Below are 23,127 nucleotides of genomic sequence, written 5' to 3'. Positions count from 1 at the left end.
GGGTGCCGTGCGGGCCGCGGCGGCGCGGCGGTCCGGCACCGCGGCGCGGGCCCGGCCGACCACCGGCGCCGCGGTCGCGGCCGCCATCACGGAAGACGGCGGGCGCGGCGCCACGCCGAGCTGCGCGAAGCCCTGGTCGAGCAGCGCGCCCATGTGCCGATCGCGCTCGACCCAGGAGGACCCGCCCATCGTCACGCCCACCAGGCGCACCCCATCGCGCAGCGCCGAGGTCACGATGTTGAACCCGGAATCGCGGATGAAGCCGGTCTTGATCCCGTCCGCGCCCTCATAGTCGCCGAGCATGCGGTTGTGGTTGCGGATCATCGCCCGCCCCCAGGAGAAGTGGACCGTGCCGAAATAGTGGTAGCGGTTCGGGAAGTCCCGGATCAGCCGGAGCCCGAGCGTCGCCATGTCCCGCGCGGTGGTGATGTTGTCCGGGTCCGGCAGGCCGGAGGCGTTGCGGAAGGTGGTCTGCGTCATGCCGATGGCGCGCGCGCGCAGGGTCATGAGCTGCGCGAAGCGTTCCTCGGACCCGCCAAGGTGCTCGCCGACCGCGGCGGCGACGTCGTTGGCGCTCTTCGTCACCAGAGCGAGGATCGCCTGCTCGGCGGTCAGTGTCATGCCGGGCGGCAGGCCCAGCTTCGAGGGTGGGCGGGACGCCGCCTCCTCGCTCATGCGGATCGGGGTGTTGAGGTTCACGCGCCCGTCGCGCAGCGCCTCGAACAGCATGTAGAGGGTCATCATCTTGGTGAGCGAGGCCGGGTAGCGCGGCTCATCCGCGTTGGCCGCGATCAGGGCGCGGCCGCTGCGGGCGTCGAGCACGATGGCGGCATAGCGTTCGCTGCCGATCTGCGCCGCGGCGGGCGCGGCGAAGAACAAGGCTCCGGCGGCCAGCATCAGCCCGGCAACGGCGCGGGCGAATCCCCGCCGGCACGCGCGGGCGCGTGTCTGCGTCATGCGCAATCCCCCTGGCCGGGCGCCAGGACGGCGCCGGGCCCTTTCATCCCCGAAGTCCAGGATAGTCACGGCGACCACCCGCGTCCATCGGAATTCCCCGGGAGAGTTCGTTGCACGGCAAGCACTTACAATTCGTTGCTGCGCTGCCGCACGACATCCCGGCCCCGGTATGGCCGGGGCAGCACCCCCGACACTTTTGTGCACTGCAAAAAAGGGCTTGCAACCGGGACGGGCGCTTCGCTATCACACACTCATGTTGCAGCGCAGCAAATCGGTCCGGACGGCCGGGCCGGCGAAGCGGAAGGTGCGGAATGCCGCGCCCGAGGCCGAGTCCGTCATCGAGAGCGCGACAGCGAAAGAGGATACGAACATGGCTGATTCGAAGGCCGATGTGAAGAAGATCGCCGCCGAGGGTGCGGCGCAGGCGCAGAAGATCGTGACCGAAGGCGCGGCTCAGGCCCGCGTGGCGATGGAGAAGAGCATGGAACAGTTCAGCAAGGGCGCCGAGGGCGTCATGAAGGCCGCCGAGGACGTGGCGGAATTCAACCGCGGCAATGTCGAGGCCTTCACCAAGGCCGCGCAGACCTGGGCCGTCGGCACGCAGGACCTCGCCCGCCACGCGATGGCGCTGGCGCAGGGCCTGACGGACCACACGCTGGAGGGTGCCAAGGCGCTCGCCGCCGTGAAGAGCCTGAACGAGGCCGCCGAGGTCCAGGCGAAGTTCGCCAAGGCCGCGATGGAGAAGGCCGTGGCCGAATCCGCCAAGATGCAGGAAGCGGTCTTCAAGCTGACCGAGCAGGCCGTGGCGCCGATCTCCGCCCGCGTGACGGTCGCCATGGAGAAGATGGCGAAGCCGCTCGCGGCCTGATCCGCCACGGAACGCCCCCCCATCGGGTGGGGGGCGCCTCCGATCAGGGCCCGGTCCTTCCCCCTTCCGGGGGGAGGGGCCGGGCCCTTCATCGTTTTCTCAGCACCTTGGCGACAATCTTGTCGCCTTGGCGCGGTCTACCCTTTCCGGGAAGCCGCGCGCTCCGATATCCTGCCATGCGGCGCGGTGAGTTGCCGTTTGCGCCGAGGGAAACCACCTCTTCGACCATGAGCGACCAGGACAAGCGCCCGGGCAGCGGGCAAGGCGGCGACGGATCCCAGACCGGGGTCGTCGTGAAGACACGCCCGCGCACCAAGAAGCCCGCCATGTACAAGGTGCTGATGCTGAACGACGACTACACGCCGATGGAGTTCGTCGTGCATGTCCTCGAGCGCTTCTTCCAGAAGAACCGGGAGGAAGCGACGCGCATCATGCTTCACGTGCACCGCCGCGGCGTCGGCGTCTGCGGCGTCTATACCTATGAGGTCGCCGAGACGAAGGTGACGCAGGTGATGGACCTGGCGCGCCAGAACCAGCACCCTCTGCAGTGCACGATCGAAAAGGAATAGGGCGAAGGGCTCGCAGAAGCCCAGGGGGAGGCCAAGATACCCATTGAATGTCCGGTGCCCGCGAGGTCCAACGAGACCGACCCGGCACCTACAGGGGAGCGTCACTGACATGCTGTCCCGCAACCTCGAGCAGACGCTCCACCGGGCCCTGGCACTCGCCAGCGAGCGCCGGCACGAATACGCCACACTCGAACACCTGCTCCTTGCCCTCGGCGACGACCAGGACGCGGCCACCGTGCTGCGCGCCTGCGGCGTCGACCTCGAGCGCCTGAAGCGCGACCTGACCGAGTTCCTCGACAAGGACCTGGCGGGCCTGGTGACCGAGCGCGGCGGGGATCCGAAGCCGACCGCCGGCTTCCAGCGCGTGGTCCAGCGTGCCGCGATCCATGTGCAATCCTCCGGCCGCGACGAGGTGACGGGCGCCAACGTGCTCGTCGCCCTGTTCAGCGAGCGCGAATCCCACGCCGTCTACTTCCTGCAGCTGCAGGACATGACGCGGCTGGACGCGGTCAACTTCATCAGCCACGGCATCGCCAAGGCGCCCGGCCGGTCCCAGCCGCGCCCGGTGCAGGGTTCCCCCGGCACGTCGGAGGAGAATGCCGAGAAGGAGGAGAAGCCGCGCGGCGGCCGCGGCCAGGACGCGCTGTCGAACTACTGCGTCAACCTCAACAAGAAGGCGCAGCAGGGCAAGATCGACCCGCTGATCGGCCGGGCCGAGGAAATCGACCGCACCATCCAGATCCTCTGCCGCCGCACCAAGAACAACCCGCTCTATGTGGGCGATCCGGGCGTGGGCAAGACCGCGATCGCGGAAGGCCTGGCCAAGCGGATCGTCGAGGGCGACGTGCCCGAGGTGCTGCTGAAGTCGACCATCTTCGCGCTCGACATGGGCAGCCTGCTGGCCGGTACGCGCTACCGCGGCGACTTCGAGGAACGGCTCAAGGCCGTGGTGACCGAGCTGGAGGCCCAGGCGGGCTCCATCCTGTTCATCGACGAGATCCACACCGTGATCGGCGCGGGTGCCACCTCCGGCGGCGCGATGGACGCGTCGAACCTGCTCAAGCCCGCGCTCGCGCAGGGCACGCTGCGCTGCATCGGCAGCACCACCTACAAGGAATACCGCAACTACTTCGAGAAGGACCGCGCGCTGGTCCGCCGCTTCCAGAAGATCGACGTGAACGAGCCCACGGTCGAGGACGCGGTGAAGATCCTCCAGGGCCTCAAGACCAACTACGAGAAGCACCACAAGGTCCGCTACACGCCGGAAGCGATCCGCGCCGCGGTCGAGCTTTCGGCGAAATACATCCACGACCGCAAGCTGCCCGACAAGGCGATCGACGTGATCGACGAGGTCGGCGCGTCCCGCATGCTGCTGCCCGAGAACAAGCGGCGGAAGACGGTCACGCTCAAGGACGTCGAGGACATCGTCGCCAAGATCGCCCGCATCCCGCCCAAGTCGGTCTCGACCGACGACCGGGAGCAGCTCAAGAACCTCGAGCGCGACCTCAAGGCGATGGTGTTCGGCCAGGACAAGGCGATCGAGGCGCTGTCCGCCGCGATCAAGCTGTCCCGCGCCGGGCTGCGCGACCCGGAGAAGCCGATCGGCAACTACCTGTTCAGCGGCCCCACCGGCGTCGGAAAGACCGAGGTCGCCAAGCAGCTGGCCAAGACGCTCGGCATCGAGCTCGTCCGCTTCGACATGTCGGAATACATGGAGCGGCACTCGGTCTCGCGGCTGATCGGCGCCCCGCCGGGCTATGTCGGCTTCGACCAGGGCGGCCTGCTGACCGATGCGATCGACCAGCACCCACACGCCGTGCTCCTGCTCGACGAGATCGAGAAGGCGCACCAGGATCTCTACAACATCCTGCTGCAGGTGATGGACCACGGGAAGCTGACGGACCACAACGGCAAGACCGTCGATTTCCGCAACGTCATCCTGATCATGACGACGAATGCCGGCGCGTCGGACCTGGCCAAGCCCACCATCGGCTTCGAGCGGACCTCCCGCGTCGGCGAGGACACGGAAGCGATCCAGCGGATGTTCACGCCGGAGTTCCGCAACCGGCTCGATGCCATCGTCGGCTTCTCGGGCCTGACGCCCGAGATCGTCGGCCGCGTGGTCGAGAAGTTCGTCATGCAGCTGGAAGCCCAGCTGGCGGACCGCAACGTGACGATCGAGCTGTCCTCGGCGGCCAAGGAATGGCTCGCCGAGAAGGGCTACGATCCGCTCTACGGCGCGCGCCCGCTCGCGCGCGTCATCCAGGAGCATGTGAAGAAGCCGCTCGCCGAGGAGCTGCTGTTCGGCAAGCTCGTGAAGGGCGGCTCGGTGAAGGTCGGCCTCAAGGACGGCGCGCTGACCTTCGACATCGTCGAAGCGGCCCCGCCCGCCCTGCCGAAGCCCGAGGAAGGCGAAGGCGATGCGGAGCGCGAGCCCGAGACGGCCGAGTAGCGCGGCGCGCCCCGGCGCGCGATGATCGACGGGCGCGGGGGATGCCTCCGCGCCCGTTTTTCATTCAGGGGACACCGGCATGAGCGCGATCAAGGACTGGAACGCCTATTCCGCGGCGCTGCGCGAGCGCGGCAAGGAACTGGGGCAACTGCACCCGGAGATCGTGAAGGGCTTCGTCGCGCTGTCCAACGGCGCGGCCAAGACGCAGCACCTGGACGCCAAGACGCGCGAGTTCATCGCGCTGGCCGTCGCCATCACTACCAAATGCGAGGGCTGCATGGACGCGCATGTGCGCAAGGCGCAGGCGGCGGGGGCAACGAAGGAGGAGATCGCCGAGGCGCTTGGCGTCGCCATCGCGCTGAACGCGGGCGCGGCGTTCACCTATGCGCTGCATGTGCTGGATCGGGCGAACGAAGCCTAGACCAGCGCCTTCCGCGCCACGTCCAGCGCCGCCTTCTGCGCCTTCGTCACCTTCGGATAGTGCAGGTCGAGCCCTTCCAGCGCGTCGATCAGCGCCGCCGCGACGACCAGCCGTGTGAACCACTTCGTGTCCGCCGGCACCACGTACCAGGGCGCGTGCGGCGCGGCGGTGGCGCGGATCGCTTCCTGGTACGCGGCCATGTACGAATCCCAATGCGCGCGCTCGGCCACGTCGTTGGCCGAGAACTTCCAGTTCTTCTCGGGTTCCTCGATGCGCGACAGGAAGCGCGCCTTCTGCTCCGCCTGGCTCACATTCAGGAAGAACTTCAGCACCACCGTCCCCTGGCGGGCGAGGTAGCGTTCATAGGCGGCGATGTCCTCAAGCCGCTCGTCCCAAATCTTCTTGCCCACCAATCGCGGCGGCAGCTTCTGGCCCTCGAGGAAGTTCGGGTGCACGCGCACCGCCAGCACTTCCTCGTACCACGACCGGTTGTGGATGCCGATGCGCCCGCGCTCGGGCAGCGCCGTCGAATGGCGCCAGAGGAAATCGTGGTCGAGTTCCGTCGCCGTCGGCGCCTTGAAGGAATGCACCTGGCAGCCCTGCGGGTTCACGCCGGAAAACACGTGCTTGATCGCGCCGTCCTTCCCCGCCGCGTCCATCGCCTGGAAGATGCACAGCACCGACCAGCGATCCTGCGCGTAGAGCATGTCCTGCAGTTCCGCGAGGCGATCGACGCCCTGCTGCAGCAGCTCCGCCGCATGGTCCTTCTCGAGGTCGATGCCCGCCGTGCCGTCGGGCGCGATGTCCTTCAGCCGGAATCCCTTGCCGGAGGTCACGCGGAACCGTTCCAGCACCTTCGCCGTGCGCTTGTTGACCATCATGCCCTCCCCTTCGGTGCCACCACGATCCACAGCGCGGCCAGCAACTGCAACAGGAAGGTGACGGACAGCGCCACCGCATAGCCCGCCGGGTCCCAGCCGCCATTCGCCGTGCGCGGCCAGAGGTCGAGGATCGCGCCGATCCCGGTCTGGAACAGGAAGACCAGCACGAGCATGGAGAAGTTGATCGCGGTCGCGACCCGCCCCTGCAATTCCGGCGGAAACCCCTGCCCCACCGCCGCATAGCCCGCCACGCCCACCGACCCGCAGAAGGAAAAGCAGAACCACACCGCGGCGATGGTCCAGAAGCCGGACGGTGCGGCGACCAGCGTCGCGAGGCACACCAGCACGCCGCCCATGCCCAGATAGGGCACGAACATCGGCGAGAAGCCGCGCGCCTGCGCGAAGGACGCGGCCTGGCCGGTCACGAGGCTGCCCGTCACCAGCCCCAGCGCATAGACCAGAAGTGCCACCGCGCGCGGCCCGTCCGCCATCCCCGCCACGTCGCGCAGCCAGGGCCCGGCCCAGAGGCCCTGGAAGGTGAAGTTCAGCGCCGAAAGCACCATGATCGCGGGCAGGAAGCGCAGGAACGCGCGGTCGCGGAAGATGCGGCCGAACTCCCCGATCTCCCGCGCCATACTGCGCTTCTGCGGCACCACGGCACCCGGCGGCCGGTCCGGCACCGAAAAGCGGATCCACATCGAGACCGCCACCGCCAGCACCGCGAGCAAGACGAAGATGCCCCGCCAGCCGAGCAGCGGCACCGCCCATTGCACCGGCACGGTCGCGCTCATGCCCCCCATGCCGGCGAGGAACAGCCCCGCCCCCGTCACAGCCGCGACGCGCTGCTTCGGATACCATTGCGTGTTGGCCTTCAGCATCGCCATCAGCCCCGCGGCGAGGCCGAAGCCGCAGATGACGCGCCCCAGCGCCAGCACCCACACATCGGGCGCGAGCGCGCTGACCACGAAGCCCGCGGCGGAGACGAGCGCGAGCGTGCTCTGCACCTTGCGCGGCCCATGCAGGTCGAGTGCGACGCCGATCGGCAGCTGCGCCAGCGCATAGGCGGCGAAGAAGCAGGCGGCGAGCAGGCCGAGTTCCGAGGCGGACAGCCCGAACTCGATCGCGAGCAGCGGCCCGATGGTCGCGACCATCCCGCGGTTCGCCTGGTTGAGGAAGTTGATCGCCGCGAGCGGCAGCGTGATGCGGGCGAAGCCCGGCGCGGCCTCGCTCACCGCGGGTCGAGCCGCAGGCTGATCGGGCAGTGGTCGGACAGCCGCTCACGCAGCGCGGGGTCGCGTTCGGCGTAGAGCATCACGCGGAAGCTGTCGCGCACGAGCCAGGACCGCGCCGGCCCGCCGAGCAGGATGTGGTCGATGAAGGGCCGCACGCGGCCGCTGCCCGCGTCGCAGGTGTTGCGCAGCCCATCCGCCGGGTTCACCAGCGGCGCCGCTTCCTCCAGCACCGCGAGGAATTCGTCGCCGCGCCCGATGCGGCGGTTGAAGTCGCCGAGGATGACGAAGGCGATGCCCTCGCGCCGCCGCTCCGCGATCCAGTCGCGCAGGATCTCCGCCTGGCGGCCGAGATTCTGGCAATCCCGGGAATCGGGCCGCCGCACGGACCCCTGCGCGCAGCCGCCATCGAGATGGATGGACAGCAGCCGGATCGGCGGGCCTTCCCCCGCGCGCACGGTGATGTCCGCGCCGCGGCGCAGCGAGCGCCGCGCGGTCGGCACGAGATCCAGCGCCGAGACATCCGGGTTGCGCGTGACGTTCAGCCCGCGCCGCCAGGCGAAGCCGGCGCGCTGCGTGTCGGTCTCGGCCGGGAAGTGGAAGTCGTAGCGCGTCGCGTCGAAGACCCGCGCGGCGGCGAGCGGCCCGTCCACCTCCTGGATCGCGACGACATCGGCCGCGAGCCGTTCCGCATGGGCGCGCAGCCGGGCGAAATCCTCCGGCGTGCGCGTCGGCCGGCCCTGCGGCAGGTCGGGATGCCCGGCCGGCTTGGTGGTCAGCCATTCGATGTTCCAGGCGGCGATCTTCAGCTCCTGCGCCGCGGCGGGCAGGGCGAGGAGCAGGAGGAGCAGGGCGAGCAGCGGGCGCATGGCCATGTTCATAGCAGCGTCGGCGCCACCGCGCGCGGGGCGGGTGCCGCGGCGGCCGGCAATGGCCGCGCGCCGCAGGCCAGCAGGAAGCCGGCGACCGCATCCATCTCGGCGGCGTCGCGCGTGGCGTCGTGGAAGGACGCGTCCCGCGCCGAACCGCGCGGCACCCAGACCACCGTCTCGTAGCGCGCGCGCGTCAGCAGCACGCGGTAGGTGTTGAGCACGTAATGCGCCTCGGCGCGTTCCGCCTGCCAGCGCGTGCCGGCGAAGCGCCGCGCCGACCAGCCCGCCGCGCCCCGCACCAGGTCCCCGCCCCAGGCCAGGCCGCACACATCCAGTTCCAGCCCCTGGCAGGCATATTCCGTCGCCGCGGCCTCGAGCGCGTCGGAGGCGCGCACATCCGGCCAGGCGTTGAGGAACCAGTCGGCCACGTCCTCCGCCGGGACCTCGGCCGCCAGCCCTTCCCCGCGCAGCCGCTTGGCACCCGAGGACCGCAGCAGCCCCGCCCGCCGCCGCCCGCGCGCGAAGCCGCGCAGCGCGGCGCGCGCGGCGTCCAGGTCGCGCGTGACGAAAACCGGGAAGTCCTCGGCCCGCGACGCGACGGACCGGGCGCGCGCCGCATCCTCCGCCAGCACCGCCTCGACCCAGCCCGCGACCGCCGAATCCCGCACCGCGCGCATCGGGACCGTCAGGTCCAGCGCGTCGTCGAGGACAAGCCAGGGCGGATGCCCCTGCGCGAGGCGCTGCATCGGATCGGCCGCGTCCAGCACGCGCCGCGCCGCGGCCGCGCTCCAGCGCGGATCGGCGGCGATGACGCGGCCCCATTCGGCCAGCCCCGCCTCCCCGGTGTTGATCTCCTGCCCGTTGCCGATCAGCGCGACGACCACCGCCCAGCCGGGATGCCCGCCCATGATGTCGAGCGTATGGGCGGGCTCGCTCATGGTCAGCGTGCCCGGGCGGTTCTGCGTGCCGCGGCGTGCCTTGGCCTCGTCCCAGGCGCGCTGCGCCTCGTCGAAGACGATGACGCGCTCGGGCGGCGCGCCGGCGCCGGGCTTCGCGCCGTCCTCGAGGAAGCGGTGCACGTTCTGGATCGCCGTCTTCACCTCCCGCAGCGCCTGCGCCTTCGACGCGCCGCGCTGCGCGACGGCATCCCGCGCCAGGGCCTCGCGCAGCACGGCGACCAGCGGCGCGTTGCCGGTCAGGAAGGCCGCGCCATCCTGCCGCGCCGCGCCGAACACGGCGTTGAGGCCGCACAGCGTCTTGCCAGCCCCCGGAATGCCGGTCACGAAGACGACGCGCTTCGCATGGTCGCGCCGCGCCTCGTCGACGGCGCGCGCGATCGCCGCACTCGTCTCGCGCAGGTTCGTCGCATCGGCGCGCGCGGCGGCGATCTCGGCCACGCCATGGCGGGCGAACAGCATCGTCGCCGCCTCGACGATCCCGGGCACCGGCCGATAGGGCGCGGCGAGCCAGGCGGCGCCGTCGAGCGGCGCCTCCGGTGCAGCCGACTGCACCCAGCCGAACAGCGCCGCGAGGCCATCCGGCCCGCACATCACGGGCTGCGACACGCCCTGCCAGATCAGCGGCGGCTGGGCCGGCGGCGCGAAGCCGCGCACCCCGCCCGTGACCAGCACCGGCAGGATCGGATGCCCTCGGCTGCCGGCGTGGAAGTCCCGCAGGTCGAGCGCGTAGTCCTCCGCCTCGGCCAGCGCCGCGGGCGAGGCGTCGTTCTGCTTGAACTCCAGCGCGAGGATGGCGCGATCGGTCAGCACCACCGCGTCGATGCGCTTCTCCAGGCGCAGCAACTCGTATTCCAGCGCGATGGTCCACCCCGCGCCACCCGCGGCGCCGAGCCCGTCGCGCAACGCCGCGACCTGCGCGTGCCAGGCGGCCTCCTGCTCCGGCGTGCCGGCATGCCCGCGCGCCTGCTGCGCCGAGGCCAGCCGCCCGACCGTATCGGCCGGGTCGCGCGCCAGCAGCGCCGCGCCCCCGCAGGCGAACCACGCCCTCATCCGCCCCCACCCCGCCGCGGCCAGGTCGCCACCGCCACGCTGCCCATCATCAGCACGAAGCCCGCGGCATGGACGCCCGAGAAGGCTTCCCCCAGCAGCGTCACCGCCACCAGCGCCGCCGTGCCCGGCAGGAACACCGTGAAGATCCCCGCCATACCCGCCGGCACCTGCTTCAGCCCGGCGTACCAGAGCAGCAGGCACAGCACGCTCGCCGTCAGCGAATGGAACACGAGCAGCGCGGCGAGCGACGGGTCGGCCAGCGCCGCGACGGCACCGACATCGGGCAGCGCGAAGGGTGCGAGCACCAGTGCGGAGAACACCTGCATCCACAGGCTCGCGGTGATCACCGGCACGCGCCCCGCGATGCGACGCGCGAGCAGCACATAGGCGGCCTCCCCGATCACGCCGCAGAACACCAGCAGGTTACCGAGCGCCGATCCACCATCGCCCGCCGCGCTGCGCGCGATCGTGATCGCCGCCATGCCGCCGGCAGCCAGCGCCACGGCCGACCATTGCCGCCCCGGCAGGCGTTCGCGCAGCAGCAGCGCGCCACCGATCGCGACCACGGCAGGCAGCGTCGCGAGCACCAGCCCGCCTTCCAGCGCGGAGGTCAGCCGCAGCCCCGCGAGCAGCCCCGCATTGTAGATCGCCGTGCCGAACAGCGCCTGCAGGGCAAGGTTGCGCAGCACGTCCGGCGGCACGCGCACGGGCCCGTCCATCGCGCGCGCCAGCGGCAGCAGCACGAGCGTGGCCAGCACGCAGCGCAGGAAGGCGATCATGGCAATCGGCAGCGCCTCGGCCAGCAGCTTCGCCACGGCGACATTGGCGCCGACCAGCGCCATGGACAGGGCGAGTTGGAGGTAGGCGAGGCGCACAAGGGCAGCCTATCGCGCCCGAGCGCCGGCTCCTACCGTCGGCGTCGCCCGGGCGCGGGCGCGTCGGCGGGCCGCACCTGCCGGGGCACGCCATGCGGCAGCGCGGCAGGGTCGGCGCGGCGCGCCACGAAATCCGTGATGCGGCCCGCCGGGTCGAAGGCCGCGCCCTCGGCTGCCAGCAGCGCGCGCTGCGTCGCGCCGTCCGGCCCGGATTTCGGCGACCCGAGCGTCCCCTCCGCCGTCACGGCGCGATGCCAGGGCAGCGTCGCCGCCTCGATCTCCCTCAGCGTCGCGAGGATATAGGCGACATGGCGCGGCGCGACGTCCAGATGCGCGGCGATGTCGGCGAAGGTGACGACGCGCCCCTCCGGCACGGCGGCCACGATCCGCAGCACATCCCCCTTGATGCGCGCGAAGAAGGGCGACCGCGCCATGCGCTACGCCTCGCCATCCTTCCGGAAGGGGGAGAGTGTGGCGAGCGCCTCCATCTCCCGCCGCATGGCCGGCCTTTCGCGCGCGAGGAAATCCGCCACCGCCTGGGAAAGGCCCCGATGCGCGATCCAATGCGCGGAGAAGGTCGGCACCGGCAGGTAGCCGCGCTGGATCTTGTGTTCCCCCTGCGCGCCGGCTTCGACGCGCGGGATGCCGTGCGCGATCGCGAAGTCCATGGCCATGTAGTAGCAGAGCTCGAAATGCAGGAACGGGACGTCGACGACCGCGCCCCAGTTGCGGCCGTAGATCGCCTCCCGCCCCACCAGGTTCAGCGCGCCGGCGACCGGTTCGCCGTCCCGCTCCGCCACCATCAGCACCACGGCGTCGCCGAGCCTTTCGCCCAGCAGCGGCCAGAAGCGCTTCGTCAGGTACGCGCTGCGGCCCCACTTCTTGTCGGTGGTGCTGCGGTAGAAGCGATGGAAGGCATCCCAGTGCCGCTGCGTGATCTCCGCCCCACGCAGGCAGCGCAGCGCCAGGCCGCAGCCGGCAACGTCGCGCCTTTCCCGCTTCAGCGCCTTGCGCTTGCGGGACGCGAGCGCGCCCAGGAAATCGTCGAAGCACCCGTAGCCCGGGTTGGACCAGTGGAACTGGGTGCCGAGGCGCTGCAGCCAGCCGGCATCCCCCAGCGCCGCCCACTCCGCTTCCGTGCAGAAGGTGACATGGACCGAGGAGGCGCCGACGCCCTCGCAGCCCTGCACCAGCGCCTGGGCCAGCGCGGCGACCGGCAGCCCGGCATCGGGGTGGACCAGCAGGCGCGGGCCGGGGACGGGGCTGAAGGGCACCGCGACCTGCAACTTGGGGTAGTACTGCCCGCCCGCGCGCTCCAGCGCATCGGCCCAGCCATGGTCGAAGACGTATTCGCCCTGGGAATGCGACTTGGCGTAGCAGGGCGCGCAGGCGAGCAGCCGCCCCGTCTCGTCCCGCAGCGCCGCGTGCTGGGGGAGCCAGCCGCGATCGGGCACGGCGCTGCCGCTGTCCTCGAGCGCGGAGAGGAAGGCGTGGGAGACGAAGGGATTGTCGCCGCCCGCGCAGGCATCCCAGTCAGGTGCCGGGATCTCGGCGATCGCGCGGTGGAGCGTCAGCGTCAGCGGGGGCGGACCGTCGGGCATGCCCCCAATGTCGCGCCGCCCGCCGGCATGGCAAGGCGCGGGCGCCCGTTTGGGCGCCCGGCCGGTTCAGTGGTCCTGCGCCTTGTAGACGCTGATGACGCCGAGCAGCATCGTGATCGCCCCGCAGGCGAACATGGCGATCGCGACCGTCTCCGGGTCCGCGGCCGGCAGGCCGCCGGGCAGCGGGATGAGCCGGGACGTCTGGCCCAGGCCGATCAGGGCGCCGCCGGTGGCGGCGGCAAGCCCGAGCAGCATGGCGATGACGCCGAGGGCCATGGTCCACCGCCCCTCGGCGGCGGAGCTATAGGCCTCGGAAATTGCAACCGCACGATGATCCCAACCGCGAACGTCCGACATGATTTTGTCCTCGCTGCAACCGATGGATGCACCTCACCACACCGCGAGTGACGTTTGCAATACGTTAAATAGTCTCAAAAATTGAGTGTTGCGGGCATCCCACACACTACCGTTGGTATATTCCGGTTGTGTCCCGCCACCATGGCGGGGCCGGCCGCGATTTTTTAGGCTCCGTCTCGCGCAATGATACTCATGCGAGCTCGAACATCCCCTCCACCTCCACCGCCGCGTCACCAGGAAGTGAAGGCACGCCGATCGTCGTCCGCGCATGCCGGCCGGCATCGCCGAACACCGCGACAGCCAGGTCCGAAGCCCCGTTCATCACCACCGCATGCTGCGTGAAGGACGCCGGCGCGGCGATGAAGCCGCCGAGTCGCAGCACGCGCTTCACCAGGTCGAGATCCCCGGCCGCCGCCTGGACCTGCGCCAGAAGGTTCACGAAGCACAGCGCCGCGGCGTCCTTCGCCGCCTCCGGCGTCAGGTCCACGCCGACCTTGCCGGTATAGGCGATGGCCCCGTCGCGCAGCGGGATCTGGCCCGACACGACGACCAGCTTCCCGGTGACCGAGAAGGGCACGTAGTTGGCGATGGGTGCCGCGGGCTGCGGCAGGCTGATGCCGAGTTCCGCGAGTCGTGCGGCGATGCGTCCGGCCATGGGTCTCTCTCCTCCTCGGATCGGGAGGGCTGAGAGTGCCGCGCTTCGGGGGGCGCGTCGCCCCCCCCTCCGTCAGGCGGCGTGGCGCATCGACCGGCCCCGCCGCGGCGAGGGCTGCGCCGGCAGGTCGAGCGGCAGCAGCGGCGGCTGGGCGGCCTGCACGACCGGCGGATCGGCTTCCTCCTCCGCCGGGTCGGGCAGGTCGGTGCGGCCGAGATACTCCATCGCCAGCCGCCGGAAGGCCCAGTCCAACACCGAGGTCGCGCGGCGGATCGCCGGATCGCCCTCGACCGCGCCGCCCGCGCCCGGGGCATAGGCATAGGTCTCGACGAAGCCGTCGAGCGGAACGCCGTGCGCGAGGCCGAGCGAGACGGCCTGGGCCAGCGCCTCCAGCAGCGCCCTTGCGGACGCCCCTTCGCGCGGCGCGCTGAAGGCGATCTCCCGCAGCCGGCCGCGATCGTCCTCGATGGCGCGCAGCGCCACCCGTGCCCCGGCGACCGAGGCGCGCCACGTGCGGGACGCCGCGGAGGCGACGGGCCGCGGCTGGGCCCGGCGGGGGGCCTGCGGCGGGGCGGGCAGCGCGATCGGCGCCGGCGGCGCGGCATCCAGGAAGGGCATCGCCGCCGCTTCCATCGCCGCGCGGGCGGCCGGCGGCGGCGGGGCGAGCAGGCCCGGCGCGGCATCCCCCGCACGCAGCGCGGCGCGCGTCGGGCGCAGCACGTGGCGCCCGGCCTCGTCGATGGCCGGCTGCAGGGGCCCCGCGGCCGGGGCAAGGCCGGCGGTCTCGGCGCCGAGCAGCGCTTCCACCGCATCGGCCGGCGCCAGCGCCACGCAGCCCTGGTGGCGCAGGCCGGGCGAGCCCGCGGCTTCGTCGAGCGCGGCGCGCGCGGCCGCGGCCAGGCCGGGGATCGCCGTCTCGGCGGGCGGTTCGGGCCAGATCAGCGCGACCGGGTGCAGCGCGCCATGGCGTTCGGCGAGCCGCCCGGATTCCGCCTCGGCCGCGCCGCGCGTCAGCGCCGCGATGGCCGCGGCGACGGCGCGCGCTTCCTCCCCCGCATAGGGCAGGCGGAAGGCGGCGAGCAGGCCGGCAAGGTCGGCGAAGCCCAGGCGCAGGCGCGATGCCCGCCCCTGGCCGAGGATGTCGAGCACCCGCACGCCGAGCGCGGCGGCATGCGCGTAGCCGGCGGCGTCGAAGGACCCGTCGGCGTCGAGGAAGGCGGGCAGGTTGAGCACGAAGCGCGCTTCCTCCCGCCGGTCGCGCCACACCTCGGCGCCGGGCGCGCCGCGGCGGGCGAGCAGCAGGGCGCGCAGCTCCTCGGCCAGCGCGTCCGCTTCCTCGGGGCTCGCGATGAGGCCGAGGCGCCGGCCGCGCGTGGTGACGCGGCGGATCCAGCCCTCCGCCAGGGTCGGGAAGGTGACCGGGCCAGCGCCGGGCGCGAGGGCGGCGATCGCGGCCGCTTCCTCGTCCTCCCAGGCGGCGGGAAGGGCGATGGGGCGCGGTTGCGCGTCGGGATCGGCGCCGGCGCGCGTGCGGCGCAGCGCGACGGACTGCCAGAGAGTGCCTGCGAGACCAGCCATAAGCCGGAGGCTAGCCGGCCCAGGCGGGGCGCGAAAGCCGCATCTTGTGTCTCCGGCAGCGATTCACCCCAATATCCTGTGGATAGCCCCGGCTTTGCGCCGGCGGCGCCGCTGTGGCATCTAACGCATTCCGGGCTCTCCCCGAGGATGCCGATGGCCTTTCTGGACGATCTCATCATCCGCCTGACCAGCCGCCGTGTCGGCAGCGACCGCTTCGGCAACACCTATTGGGTCGCGAAGGCCCGCAAGGATGCCTATGGGCGCCCGCTGCGCCGCGTGACCTATGCCGGGACGCCCGAGGCCTCCACCGTGCCGCCCGAATGGTGGGGCTGGCTGCACCACACCACCGACGCCCCGCTACCGGAGGACGCGCCCCGCCGCGCCTGGCAGAAGGAGCATCGCGCGAACATGACCGGTACGGCCGAGGCGTGGCGCCCGCCCGGGCACGATGCCGCGGCCGGGCAGCGCCCGACCACCGCCGGCGACTACGAGGCCTGGACGCCGGGGCGCTGAGCCCCGACATCCATCCCCGATGCAGAAGCGCAGCCTTGCCGAGTTGCTGACCGGCGCCGTCATCCTGGCGGTCGCCGGGCTGTTCCTGTTCTACGCGGTCACCACCAGCGGGCGGTCCATCTCCGGCGGTCCCGGGATTACGCTGACCGCGCGCTTCGACCGGATCGACGGGCTCGCGGCCGGGGCCGATGTGCGGCTCGCCGGCGTGAAGATCGGCCAGGTGGTGGCGCAGCGGATCGATCCGCAAAGCTTCCTCGCCGTGCTGACGCTGCGCGTCGATGCCGGGCTGCGCCTGCCGCACGACACCTCGGCCGAGATCCAGAGCGAGGGGCTGCTCGGCGGGAAATACGTGGCGCTCGTGCCCGGCGGGTCGGAGCGCATCCTGCGCGACGGGCAGGAGATCGAGATCACGCAGAGCGCGGTCAGCCTCGAGAGCCTGCTCGGCCGCTTCATCTTCTCGGTCACCGAGATGAACCAGCAGCGCGGCGGCGCCGAGCAGCCCGCGACCACCCCGGCGCCGCCCCCGGCGCCCGCGCCGCGATGAACGCGCCGACCGTCTGGCCCGGCGCCGACGGCAAGCCGGTGTCGTGCCGCGAGAAGCTCAAGGTGCTGGCCGAGAACCACGCCGAGCTGCGCCAGGCGCTGCAGGACGCCTTCGAGGACGCGGTGCTGATGGGCGTGGACGAGGCCGCGATGCGGGAGATGCTGCGCGCGCTGGTCGAGGGCCTCGAAAGCCCGCGGAAGCCGGCATGAGGATCGCCGCCGCGGCTGCCCTGCTGCTTCTCGCCCTGCCCGCCGCGGCGCAGGAATGGGTGCCGATGCGCAGCGCGCGGCTGCAGGCGCTCGACAAGGTGACGGCGCGCGTCAGCATCCTCGACGCGCCGGTCGGCCGCGCGGCGAGCTTCGGGTCCCTGACCATCAACCTGCGCGCCTGCCAGGGCCGCGCGCCGGACGAAGTGCCCGACGCCGCGGCCTTCATGGAGATCACCGACAGCCGCGCGGCGCCGGGCAGCCCGCCCGCCTTCCGCGGCTGGATGTTCGCCAATGCCCCGGGCGTGAACATGCTGGAGCACCCGGTCTACGACATCCGCGTGCTGGAGTGCCGCTGAGGCGGCTTCGCCCGCGGCCTGCCCCGTTCGGGTCGCTCAGCGCAGGCCGAAGAAGGATTTCAGCCGCGCCAGCATGTCCTCGCGCGAAGGCATCGCGGCCGCGGCCTGCGGCGAGGGCCCGGCGGCGTTGCGGCTCTGCCGCGCGGCCATGATCGCCGTCAGCCCCTCCACAAGGTCGGGGCGCGCGCGCAGCAGCGGGTCGAGCGCCTCCCGCCCCAGTTCGAAGACCAGCGCCTCCGTCTCCGCGCGCACGGTCGCGCTGCGCGGCTGGCCGGTGAGCAGCGACATCTCCCCGAAGACGGCGCCGGGGAACAGCCGGTCGACGCGCCGTTCCCCGCCGCCGGGCCGCGCGATCAGCACCTCGAGCACGCCTTCGGCGAGCAGGTAGAGCGAGGCGCCTTCCTCCCCCTGCCGCACGATGGTCGCGCCGGGGGCGAGCGCGTGCTCGGCCATGGCGTCGCCCAGGGTGGCGCGTTCGTCGGCGGTGAAGGGGCGGAACAGTTCCGTCGCGCCGAGCAGCGTCGCGGGCCGGGACGGCTCGGGCGGCTGCCAGGGGCGGCCGGGCGCAACCTCCCGCCCCGGCCGGGCGAGTTCGAGGCCGGCACGCTGCAGCGCGCGCTGCGCGGCGCCCGCCACCGCGTCCTTCCAGCGCATCTCCGCGCCGTAGTCCGGCACGTGGAAGCGCACGGCATAGAGCGCCATGCCCTGCGAGAGATCGACCAGCACGACATCCGGGGCGAAGTCCGGCAGGTCGCGCCCGGCCTCCATCGCCGCGGCCAGCAGCAGGCGGCGGGCGCGGTCGGCCGGCAGCGAGGTGTCCACCGGCACGTTCACCTGGGTGCGGAAGCGCCCGGCGATGCCGCTGCCATAGACTGCGATGCGGTGCCCGGCGATCAGGCTGTTCGGGACCACCAGCGTGACGCCGTCGCGCGTGACCAGCTTCGTCGTGCGCCAGGAGATCTCGGTGACGCGGCCGGCGCAGCCTTCCGTCGCCTCGATCCAGTCGCCGATCGCGTAGGGCGCCTCGATGCCGAGCGCGATGCCCGAGAAGATGTCGCCCAGCGTGTTGCGCAGCGCGAAGCCGAGCACGGCGATGAGGACGGAGGAGGTGGCGATGAGCCCCGTCGCGGGCAGTTCGAACACGAACTGCGTCACGAACAGCAGGGCGGCGACGAACATCGCCGTGCCGATCAGGTCCGACAGCAGCTTCGGATGCGCGGCCAGCAGGATGGCCGCGAGTCGCGCGGCGGCCCAGGCGAGGGCAAACCAGAAGGCGGTTCCGGCGGCCAGGCGCAGGGTGCCGGCGAGCCCTGCGTCCGGCAGCAGCAGGTGCGCCGCGAGCGCGGCGCCCGCGGCGACGGCCGGCAGGATCATGCGGCGGAACGATGCGGCGGTCAGCGCTTCCCCCAATCGGTGCCTTGTGGCCCGGCGGTCCATGGTAGCGGCTGGCGTGGCCGCGACGGAAGCGGCGGTGTCTCGACGCGCGGGCGGAAACCGGCCATGCCTGCCGACAGGACCGCAGCAGCCCGCCGGAGATCCCCATGGCCGAGCCCAATCCGCGCATCCCGTTCCGGCTGGAGGGCGACGCGCCGCCGCTGCCGCGCTTCCGCGGCAAGCGCGTCATCGTCAACGTCGCGGTGAACGTGGAGTACTGGCCCTTCGACCAGCCCATGCCGCGCGCCATCCTGCCGCCGCCGCACGGCATCCGCGCCGTGCCGGACGTGCCCAACTTCACCTGGGTGGAATACGGGCTGCGCGTCGGGATGCAGCGGCTGGTCGACCTTTGCGCCGCGCTCGATATCCGCGCGTCGAACCTGTCCAACGCGCAGATCTGCACCCACTACCCGCGCCTGGCCGAGGTGATGCTGACGGCAGGGTGGGAGTTCGTCGGCCACGGGCTGTATCAGAAGGCGCTCGCCACGGTGGAGGAGGACGAGGCCTGGGTGCGCGAGAGCCTGTCCATCATGCGCGGCTTCTCGGGCCAGCCCGTGCGCGCCTGGCTCGGGCCGGGGCTGTCGGAAAAGGCCGACACGCCGGAGGTGCTGAAGCGCCACGGCGTCGACTTCCTGCATGACTGGCTGGTGGACGACACGCCCGTGTGGATGCGCACCGGGGCGGGGCCGATGCTGTCCCTGCCCTACACGGTCGAGTTGAACGACGTGCCGGTCTATGTGGTGGCGAACCAGGCGTCCGACGCGCTTGCCGCGCGCATCCGCGACACGATGGCCTTCTATGCGCGCGGCGGCTTCGACCGCACGCGGGTGATGACGATCGCGCTGCATCCGCATGTGATCGGCGTCGCGCACCGGATGGAGAGTTTTTCCGCGGCGATGGAAGAACTCGCGCGGCACGAGGAGGTCGCCTTCGCGACCTCGAGCGAGATCGGCGATTGGTTCGCCGCGCTGCATCCCGCGCCCTGACCGCACCGGCGCCTGAGGCACCATAAAGCGGATCGAGGCCCTGCCTCGATCCGGGAGCGCAAAGCGCGACCGCGCCCAGACCGCCAGCCGTGCCCGGCGGGCCAGCGCACGGCGCGCAAGCCAAGCCCGCGCATGCGGGCGCCGGCGATTGAGGCAAGCTAATCCAGCGTGATGTTCGCTTCCCGCGTCAGCCGCCCGACCAGCGCCTGCTGCTCGCGCACATAGGCCGCGAAGACGGACGGGCTGCTGCCCACCGGCAGCATGCCGATCTGCGCGAGGCGATCCTTCACCGTCTGCTGGCCCAGCGCATGCCGCGCGGCGGCGTTCATGCGCTCGACGATCGGCGCCGGCGTCGCCGCGGGGGCGAAGATGCCGCCCCATTCGATCCACTCATACCCGGTCAGGCCCGCTTCCTGCAGCGTCGGCACGTTCGGCAGCTGCGGGATGCGTTCCTTCGTCGTCACGGCGAAGGCCTTGAGCCGCCCGTCCTGCGCAAGCGCGGTGGAGGAGGCGGTGGTGCCGAAGTGGAACTGCGTGGTGCCGGCGAGCAGCGCCTGCACCGCGGGCCCGCCGCCGCGGAAGGGCACGTGCGTCGCCTCGAACCCCGCCTGCTGGAGGAACAGCACCGCCGAGTAATGCGCCGCTGAGCCGTTGCCGGAGGAGGCGTAGACGAGCGGATTGCCCGCCTGCGCGCGCGCCCGGCCGAGGGCGAGGAATTCCTGGATGTTGTTCGCCGGCACGGAAGGATGCGCGACGAGGATGAGCGGCACCGTCGTCAGCTGCGTCACCGGCGCGAAGGCGGTCTCGTAGTTGAACGACAGGTTGCGCACGAGATGCGGCGCCGCGGCGTGCGAGGAGGCGTCGAAGAGGAAGGTGTAGCCATCCGGCTGCGCCTGCGCGACCGCCGCGGCGGCGATGGTGCCGGTCGCCCCCGGCCGGTTCTCGCCGACGATCGGCTGGCCGAGCTGCTCGGCCATGATCGGACCGATCAGGCGCGTGACGGTGTCGATCGCCCCGCCCGGCGGGAAGGAGATGATGGCGCGGATCGGCCGGTTCGGCCACGGCGCCTGGGCCAGGGCGGGCAGCGGCAGGGCCGCGGCGCCGGCGGCGGCGAGAAGCGCGCGGCGGCGCGGCATCAAGGTCGTCATCCTGTCTCGTCTCCCGTTGATCCGGCAGGCTTACCGCGCCGGCGGGGGCCTGTGGAGGGCTTCAGGCGACGAAGGCGACGCCGCCCGTCTCCTCCACCCCATAGCCGCCCAGGCGCGCGGCGCGGTCGGCGAAGGCGGGCCGCCGGGCAAAGGCGAGCAGCGCCTGCATCGGGGGTTCGAAGAAGCGGCGCTGCTCCATCACCAGGTCGAAGCGTTCGCGGAACAGCGGCACGAAGCCGAGGCCCCGCGCGGCGGCTTCCGCCCTTATGCCGAAGCCGGCATCGGCGCGGCCCTCGGCGACCGCGGCGGCGAGCTCGTCATGCGCCAGGGCCGGGGCAGGCAGGAAGCCGATCGCCTCGAGCCGGATGCCCGCCTCGGCGAGCAGGTGCAGCAGCAGCACATGGCTGCCCGCGCGCGGCTGGCGGCCGATGACGCGGATGCCCGGCGCGGCAAGGTCCGCCACGCCGGACAGGCCGCGCGGATTTCCAGGCGGCACGATCAGCCCCTGCTCCCGCCAGGCCCAGAGGATGCCGACCCAGGCACGGCGCGGCAGGTGTTCGCGCAGCGCCGGCAGGTTGAACTCGCCGCTGTCGGGGTCGAGCAGGTGGCTCGCGGCGATCGCGGCCGTGCCCTCGGCCAGCGCGGCGAGGCCATCGAGACTGCCGCCGCTGCGCAGCGCGAGGCCGCAGCCCGATTGCCGCACCGCCCAGTCGAGCAGCGGATCGTGGCTGCCGGCGATGATGGGCGGCGGGGGGGCCGGGAGGATCCCGGGCTCCGGTTCGGCCTGCGCGTCGAGCCAGGATTCCAGGCGCCGGCGGGGAAAGACCCATTTGCCGCCGAGCTGCGCCGCCGGCACGCGCCGCCCGCGCGCGAGGTCGTACAGCGCGCGTTCGGACAGGCGGAGGAAGGCGGCGGCTTCCTTCAGCGTCAGGACATCAGGCATCAACCGGCAAATTCCGGCAAATGACAGCATCCCGTCAAGATATCCGACCGTTGACGTCGGCATTTGCCATCCGCAGGTTCCGCCCGACCCTGGAAGCGCCCGTGAACGACATCGGCACCGCCGCCGCCACCGCGATCGACCTCGTCGTCACCGCCGACCCGGCGCTGGCGCGCATCGTGCTGCTCTCGCTGCGGGTGAGCCTGACGGCGCTGCTCATCGCCGCGCTGGTCGGGCTGCCGCTCGGCGCGCTGCTCGCCGTGGCGCGCTTCCCGGGGCGGGGGCTGGTGCTGTCCGTGCTGAACGCGCTGATGGGCCTGCCGCCGGTCGTCGCGGGGCTGCTGATCTACCTGCTGCTGTCGCGCTCGGGCCCGCTCGGCCCGCTCGGGCTGCTGTTCACGCCGACGGCGATGATCATCGCGCAGGCGGTGCTGATCGCGCCGATCCTCGCCGCGCTGTCGCGCGAGGTGCTGGAAGGGCTGTGGGAGGAATATGCCGAGCAACTCCGCTCCTTCGGCGCGGGGCGGCTGCGCGCCGTGCCGACGCTGCTGTGGGACGGGCGCTTCGCGCTGCTGACCGTGCTGCTCGCGGGCTTCGGGCGCGCGAGTGCCGAGGTCGGCGCGGTGATGATCGTCGGCGGCAACATCGACGGCTTCACGCGGGTGATGACGACGGCGATCGCGCTCGAGACCAGCGCGGGAAACCTGCCGCTCGCGCTCGCGCTGGGGATGGTGCTGATGGCGATCGTGCTGCTGCTGAACGCCGCCGCGCAGGCGACGCGGCAGGTCGCGCAGCGGGCGGGGGCGTGATGGCCGGCGCCGCCGATTCAGCCCTCCGCAGCGCGCCTTGCGCGCCGCTCCGGCCATCGGGGGCGCTGTCGTGAACGCCACCGATTCAGCCCTCCGCAGCGCGCCTTGCGCGCCGCTCCGGCCATCGGGGGCGTGATGCGCGCGCCCGACACCATGCTGCCGCTGATTGCCGAGGGGCTCGGCTTCGCCGCCGGCGGGCAGGCGATCCTCTCGGATGTGAACCTGACGATCGCGGCCGGCAGGCCGAGCATGATCATCGGCCCGAACGGTGCAGGAAAATCCGTGCTGCTGCGCCTGCTGCACGGGCTGCTCGCGCCGACGCAGGGCCGCGTCGCGCATGCCGGCCCGGACGCGGCGCGGCGCCAGTCCATGGTGTTCCAGCGCCCGGTTCTGCTCCGCCGCAGCGTCATGGCGAATGCGCTCTATCCGCTGCGGCTCGCCGGCGTGCCGTCGGCCGAGCGCGAGCCGCGCGCCCGCGCCGCGCTCGAGATGGTGGGCCTCGCGGATCTCGCCGACCGGCCGGCGCGGCGGCTGTCGGGGGGCGAGCAGCAGCGGCTCGCGCTGGCCCGCGCCGCGGCGCTGAACCCGGAGCTGCTGTTTCTCGACGAACCCTGCGCCAGCCTCGACCCCGCGGCGACGCGCGCGGTCGAGCAGATCGTCGCCACGCTTGCCGCGCGAGGCACCAAGATCGTCATGACGACGCACGACCTCGCCCAGGCGAAGCGCCTCGCCGGCGAGGTCCTGTTCCTTCATCGCGGCCGGCTGCTCGAGCAGACGCCGGCCGACCAGTTCTTCTTCGCGCCCACCACGGCCGAGGCCGACGCCTTCCTGCGCGGCGACCTCCTCTGGTGAACGGCCAGCATC

At 72.2% G+C, this 23,127-nt stretch carries 25 protein-coding genes; 11 read left to right on the top strand and 14 right to left on the bottom strand.

Annotated features, from left to right (window positions below; all coding sequences use genetic code 11):
* Positions 1-957 (bottom strand): D-alanyl-D-alanine carboxypeptidase family protein (locus tag J5Y09_RS20170; RefSeq protein WP_209353653.1); only part of this gene is annotated, 957 nt, incomplete at its 3' end.
* A 370-nt stretch (positions 958-1,327) separates the two neighbouring features.
* Between J5Y09_RS20170 and J5Y09_RS20165 the strand changes: the two genes are divergently transcribed.
* From J5Y09_RS20165 to J5Y09_RS20150, 4 genes are all read left to right on the top strand, one after another.
* Positions 1,328-1,825, top strand: a complete 498-nt coding sequence (locus J5Y09_RS20165) for a phasin family protein (protein ID WP_209353652.1) — start codon at positions 1,328-1,330, stop codon at positions 1,823-1,825.
* A gap of 227 nt (positions 1,826-2,052) precedes the next feature.
* A complete protein-coding gene (gene clpS, locus J5Y09_RS20160; RefSeq protein WP_198376122.1) occupies positions 2,053-2,394 on the top strand; it encodes an ATP-dependent Clp protease adapter ClpS in 342 nt (113 codons plus the stop codon).
* A gap of 109 nt (positions 2,395-2,503) precedes the next feature.
* On the top strand, positions 2,504-4,846 hold the full coding sequence (gene clpA, locus J5Y09_RS20155; RefSeq protein ID WP_209353651.1) for an ATP-dependent Clp protease ATP-binding subunit ClpA: 2,343 nt from the start codon (positions 2,504-2,506) through the stop codon (positions 4,844-4,846).
* An 88-nt stretch (positions 4,847-4,934) separates the two neighbouring features.
* A complete protein-coding gene (locus J5Y09_RS20150) occupies positions 4,935-5,267 on the top strand; it encodes a carboxymuconolactone decarboxylase family protein (RefSeq protein ID WP_342451517.1) in 333 nt (110 codons plus the stop codon).
* Here J5Y09_RS20150 and J5Y09_RS20145 read toward each other — a convergent pair.
* The 10 genes from J5Y09_RS20145 to J5Y09_RS20100 all read right to left on the bottom strand — a co-directional run bounded on the left by J5Y09_RS20145 (position 5,264) and on the right by J5Y09_RS20100 (position 15,324).
* A complete protein-coding gene (locus J5Y09_RS20145) occupies positions 5,264-6,148 on the bottom strand; it encodes a polyphosphate kinase 2 family protein (protein WP_209353649.1) in 885 nt (294 codons plus the stop codon). The two genes, J5Y09_RS20150 and J5Y09_RS20145, sit on opposite strands and share 4 nt — an antisense overlap.
* On the bottom strand, positions 6,145-7,380 hold the full coding sequence (locus J5Y09_RS20140; protein ID WP_209353648.1) for an MFS transporter: 1,236 nt from the start codon (positions 7,378-7,380) through the stop codon (positions 6,145-6,147). The genes J5Y09_RS20145 and J5Y09_RS20140 overlap by 4 nt, the downstream gene beginning before the upstream one ends.
* Entirely contained in the window at positions 7,377-8,246 is an 870-nt protein-coding gene (locus tag J5Y09_RS20135) for an endonuclease/exonuclease/phosphatase family protein (protein WP_209353647.1), read from the bottom strand. Before J5Y09_RS20135 ends, J5Y09_RS20140 begins: the two co-directional genes overlap by 4 nt.
* Positions 8,247-8,254: 8 nt before the next feature.
* The gene (locus tag J5Y09_RS20130) at positions 8,255-10,258 is read right to left on the bottom strand and encodes a DNA/RNA helicase domain-containing protein (RefSeq protein ID WP_209353646.1); all 2,004 of its coding nucleotides are present in this window, start codon (positions 10,256-10,258) and stop codon (positions 8,255-8,257) included.
* Positions 10,255-11,133: a DMT family transporter gene (locus J5Y09_RS24825; RefSeq protein WP_209353645.1), complete on the bottom strand. Its 879-nt coding sequence runs from the start codon at positions 11,131-11,133 to the stop codon at positions 10,255-10,257. The genes J5Y09_RS20130 and J5Y09_RS24825 overlap by 4 nt, the downstream gene beginning before the upstream one ends.
* A 32-nt stretch (positions 11,134-11,165) precedes the next feature.
* Positions 11,166-11,567, bottom strand: a complete 402-nt coding sequence (locus J5Y09_RS20120; RefSeq protein WP_209353644.1) for an MGMT family protein — start codon at positions 11,565-11,567, stop codon at positions 11,166-11,168.
* Positions 11,568-11,570: 3 nt separating this feature from the next.
* Positions 11,571-12,734, bottom strand: coding sequence for a GNAT family N-acetyltransferase (locus J5Y09_RS20115; protein ID WP_209353643.1), 1,164 nt, complete (start codon positions 12,732-12,734; stop codon positions 11,571-11,573).
* A gap of 66 nt (positions 12,735-12,800) precedes the next feature.
* Entirely contained in the window at positions 12,801-13,010 is a 210-nt protein-coding gene (locus J5Y09_RS20110; protein WP_209353642.1) for a hypothetical protein, read from the bottom strand.
* 271 nt (positions 13,011-13,281) lie between these two features.
* Positions 13,282-13,746 (bottom strand): RidA family protein, encoded by a 465-nt coding sequence (locus J5Y09_RS20105; protein ID WP_209353641.1) that lies wholly within the window; start codon positions 13,744-13,746, stop codon positions 13,282-13,284.
* Between the two features lie 72 nt (positions 13,747-13,818).
* The gene (locus tag J5Y09_RS20100) at positions 13,819-15,324 is read right to left on the bottom strand and encodes a TSCPD domain-containing protein (protein ID WP_209353640.1); all 1,506 of its coding nucleotides are present in this window, start codon (positions 15,322-15,324) and stop codon (positions 13,819-13,821) included.
* 153 nt (positions 15,325-15,477) lie between these two features.
* On the opposite strand from J5Y09_RS20100, the gene J5Y09_RS20095 reads away from it, so the two are divergent.
* Genes J5Y09_RS20095 through J5Y09_RS20080 form a run of 4 tightly spaced genes read left to right on the top strand, consistent with a single transcriptional unit; the run spans position 15,478 to position 16,946 of the window.
* Positions 15,478-15,837, top strand: a complete 360-nt coding sequence (locus J5Y09_RS20095) for an NADH-ubiquinone oxidoreductase subunit NDUFA12 family protein (protein ID WP_209353639.1) — start codon at positions 15,478-15,480, stop codon at positions 15,835-15,837.
* A gap of 19 nt (positions 15,838-15,856) precedes the next feature.
* Positions 15,857-16,381, top strand: coding sequence for an outer membrane lipid asymmetry maintenance protein MlaD (gene mlaD / locus J5Y09_RS20090; RefSeq protein ID WP_209353638.1), 525 nt, complete (start codon positions 15,857-15,859; stop codon positions 16,379-16,381).
* Entirely contained in the window at positions 16,378-16,590 is a 213-nt protein-coding gene (locus tag J5Y09_RS20085; protein WP_209353637.1) for a hypothetical protein, read from the top strand. Before mlaD ends, J5Y09_RS20085 begins: the two co-directional genes overlap by 4 nt.
* Complete coding sequence (locus tag J5Y09_RS20080; RefSeq protein ID WP_209353636.1) at positions 16,587-16,946, top strand: DUF2155 domain-containing protein; 360 nt, start codon at positions 16,587-16,589, stop codon at positions 16,944-16,946. The genes J5Y09_RS20085 and J5Y09_RS20080 overlap by 4 nt, the downstream gene beginning before the upstream one ends.
* 36 nt (positions 16,947-16,982) lie before the next feature.
* On the opposite strand, the gene J5Y09_RS20075 is transcribed toward J5Y09_RS20080, so the two are convergent.
* Positions 16,983-18,320 carry a mechanosensitive ion channel family protein gene (locus J5Y09_RS20075; protein ID WP_209353635.1) on the bottom strand — a complete coding sequence of 446 codons (1,338 nt, stop codon included), beginning with the start codon at positions 18,318-18,320 and terminating at the stop codon, positions 16,983-16,985.
* A gap of 167 nt (positions 18,321-18,487) precedes the next feature.
* Between J5Y09_RS20075 and J5Y09_RS20070 the strand changes: the two genes are divergently transcribed.
* Positions 18,488-19,366, top strand: coding sequence for a polysaccharide deacetylase family protein (locus tag J5Y09_RS20070; RefSeq protein WP_209353634.1), 879 nt, complete (start codon positions 18,488-18,490; stop codon positions 19,364-19,366).
* Positions 19,367-19,524: 158 nt separating this feature from the next.
* On the opposite strand, the gene J5Y09_RS20065 is transcribed toward J5Y09_RS20070, so the two are convergent.
* Together J5Y09_RS20065 and J5Y09_RS20060 are read right to left on the bottom strand one after the other, a co-directional pair.
* Positions 19,525-20,514 (bottom strand): Bug family tripartite tricarboxylate transporter substrate binding protein, encoded by a 990-nt coding sequence (locus J5Y09_RS20065; protein WP_245217268.1) that lies wholly within the window; start codon positions 20,512-20,514, stop codon positions 19,525-19,527.
* 61 nt (positions 20,515-20,575) lie between these two features.
* The gene (locus J5Y09_RS20060; protein ID WP_209353633.1) at positions 20,576-21,457 is read right to left on the bottom strand and encodes a substrate-binding domain-containing protein; all 882 of its coding nucleotides are present in this window, start codon (positions 21,455-21,457) and stop codon (positions 20,576-20,578) included.
* Between the two features lie 101 nt (positions 21,458-21,558).
* Between J5Y09_RS20060 and J5Y09_RS20055 the strand changes: the two genes are divergently transcribed.
* Positions 21,559-22,263: an ABC transporter permease gene (locus J5Y09_RS20055; RefSeq protein ID WP_342451515.1), complete on the top strand. Its 705-nt coding sequence runs from the start codon at positions 21,559-21,561 to the stop codon at positions 22,261-22,263.
* Between the two features lie 135 nt (positions 22,264-22,398).
* Positions 22,399-23,115, top strand: coding sequence for an ATP-binding cassette domain-containing protein (locus J5Y09_RS20050; protein ID WP_209353631.1), 717 nt, complete (start codon positions 22,399-22,401; stop codon positions 23,113-23,115).
* Positions 23,116-23,127: the final 12 nt, after the last annotated feature.

This window comes from Roseomonas nitratireducens, assembly GCF_017813355.1.
Classification (GTDB): Bacteria; Pseudomonadota; Alphaproteobacteria; order Acetobacterales; family Acetobacteraceae; genus Neoroseomonas; species Neoroseomonas nitratireducens.
The sequence above is the reverse complement of the archived record's forward strand: the minus strand, read 5'-3'. Positions and strand labels throughout refer to the sequence as shown.

Coding starts and splice junctions, on each gene's coding strand:
- J5Y09_RS20095 (WP_209353639.1), top strand. CDS start 15,478: ATGGCCTTTCTGGACGATCTCATCATCCGCCTGACCAGCCGCCGTGTC.
- J5Y09_RS20130 (WP_209353646.1), bottom strand. CDS start 10,258: ATGAGGGCGTGGTTCGCCTGCGGGGGCGCGGCGCTGCTGGCGCGCGAC.
- J5Y09_RS20070 (WP_209353634.1), top strand. CDS start 18,488: ATGGCCGAGCCCAATCCGCGCATCCCGTTCCGGCTGGAGGGCGACGCG.
- J5Y09_RS20100 (WP_209353640.1), bottom strand. CDS start 15,324: ATGGCTGGTCTCGCAGGCACTCTCTGGCAGTCCGTCGCGCTGCGCCGC.
- J5Y09_RS20060 (WP_209353633.1), bottom strand. CDS start 21,457: ATGCCTGATGTCCTGACGCTGAAGGAAGCCGCCGCCTTCCTCCGCCTG.
- J5Y09_RS20120 (WP_209353644.1), bottom strand. CDS start 11,567: ATGGCGCGGTCGCCCTTCTTCGCGCGCATCAAGGGGGATGTGCTGCGG.
- clpA (WP_209353651.1), top strand. CDS start 2,504: ATGCTGTCCCGCAACCTCGAGCAGACGCTCCACCGGGCCCTGGCACTC.
- clpS (WP_198376122.1), top strand. CDS start 2,053: ATGAGCGACCAGGACAAGCGCCCGGGCAGCGGGCAAGGCGGCGACGGA.
- J5Y09_RS20105 (WP_209353641.1), bottom strand. CDS start 13,746: ATGGCCGGACGCATCGCCGCACGACTCGCGGAACTCGGCATCAGCCTG.
- J5Y09_RS20085 (WP_209353637.1), top strand. CDS start 16,378: ATGAACGCGCCGACCGTCTGGCCCGGCGCCGACGGCAAGCCGGTGTCG.
- J5Y09_RS20145 (WP_209353649.1), bottom strand. CDS start 6,148: ATGATGGTCAACAAGCGCACGGCGAAGGTGCTGGAACGGTTCCGCGTG.
- J5Y09_RS20080 (WP_209353636.1), top strand. CDS start 16,587: ATGAGGATCGCCGCCGCGGCTGCCCTGCTGCTTCTCGCCCTGCCCGCC.
- J5Y09_RS20075 (WP_209353635.1), bottom strand. CDS start 18,320: ATGATCCTGCCGGCCGTCGCCGCGGGCGCCGCGCTCGCGGCGCACCTG.
- J5Y09_RS20050 (WP_209353631.1), top strand. CDS start 22,399: ATGCGCGCGCCCGACACCATGCTGCCGCTGATTGCCGAGGGGCTCGGC.
- J5Y09_RS20115 (WP_209353643.1), bottom strand. CDS start 12,734: ATGCCCGACGGTCCGCCCCCGCTGACGCTGACGCTCCACCGCGCGATC.
- J5Y09_RS20165 (WP_209353652.1), top strand. CDS start 1,328: ATGGCTGATTCGAAGGCCGATGTGAAGAAGATCGCCGCCGAGGGTGCG.
- J5Y09_RS20110 (WP_209353642.1), bottom strand. CDS start 13,010: ATGGCCCTCGGCGTCATCGCCATGCTGCTCGGGCTTGCCGCCGCCACC.
- J5Y09_RS20065 (WP_245217268.1), bottom strand. CDS start 20,514: ATGACGACCTTGATGCCGCGCCGCCGCGCGCTTCTCGCCGCCGCCGGC.
- J5Y09_RS20135 (WP_209353647.1), bottom strand. CDS start 8,246: ATGCGCCCGCTGCTCGCCCTGCTCCTCCTGCTCCTCGCCCTGCCCGCC.
- mlaD (WP_209353638.1), top strand. CDS start 15,857: ATGCAGAAGCGCAGCCTTGCCGAGTTGCTGACCGGCGCCGTCATCCTG.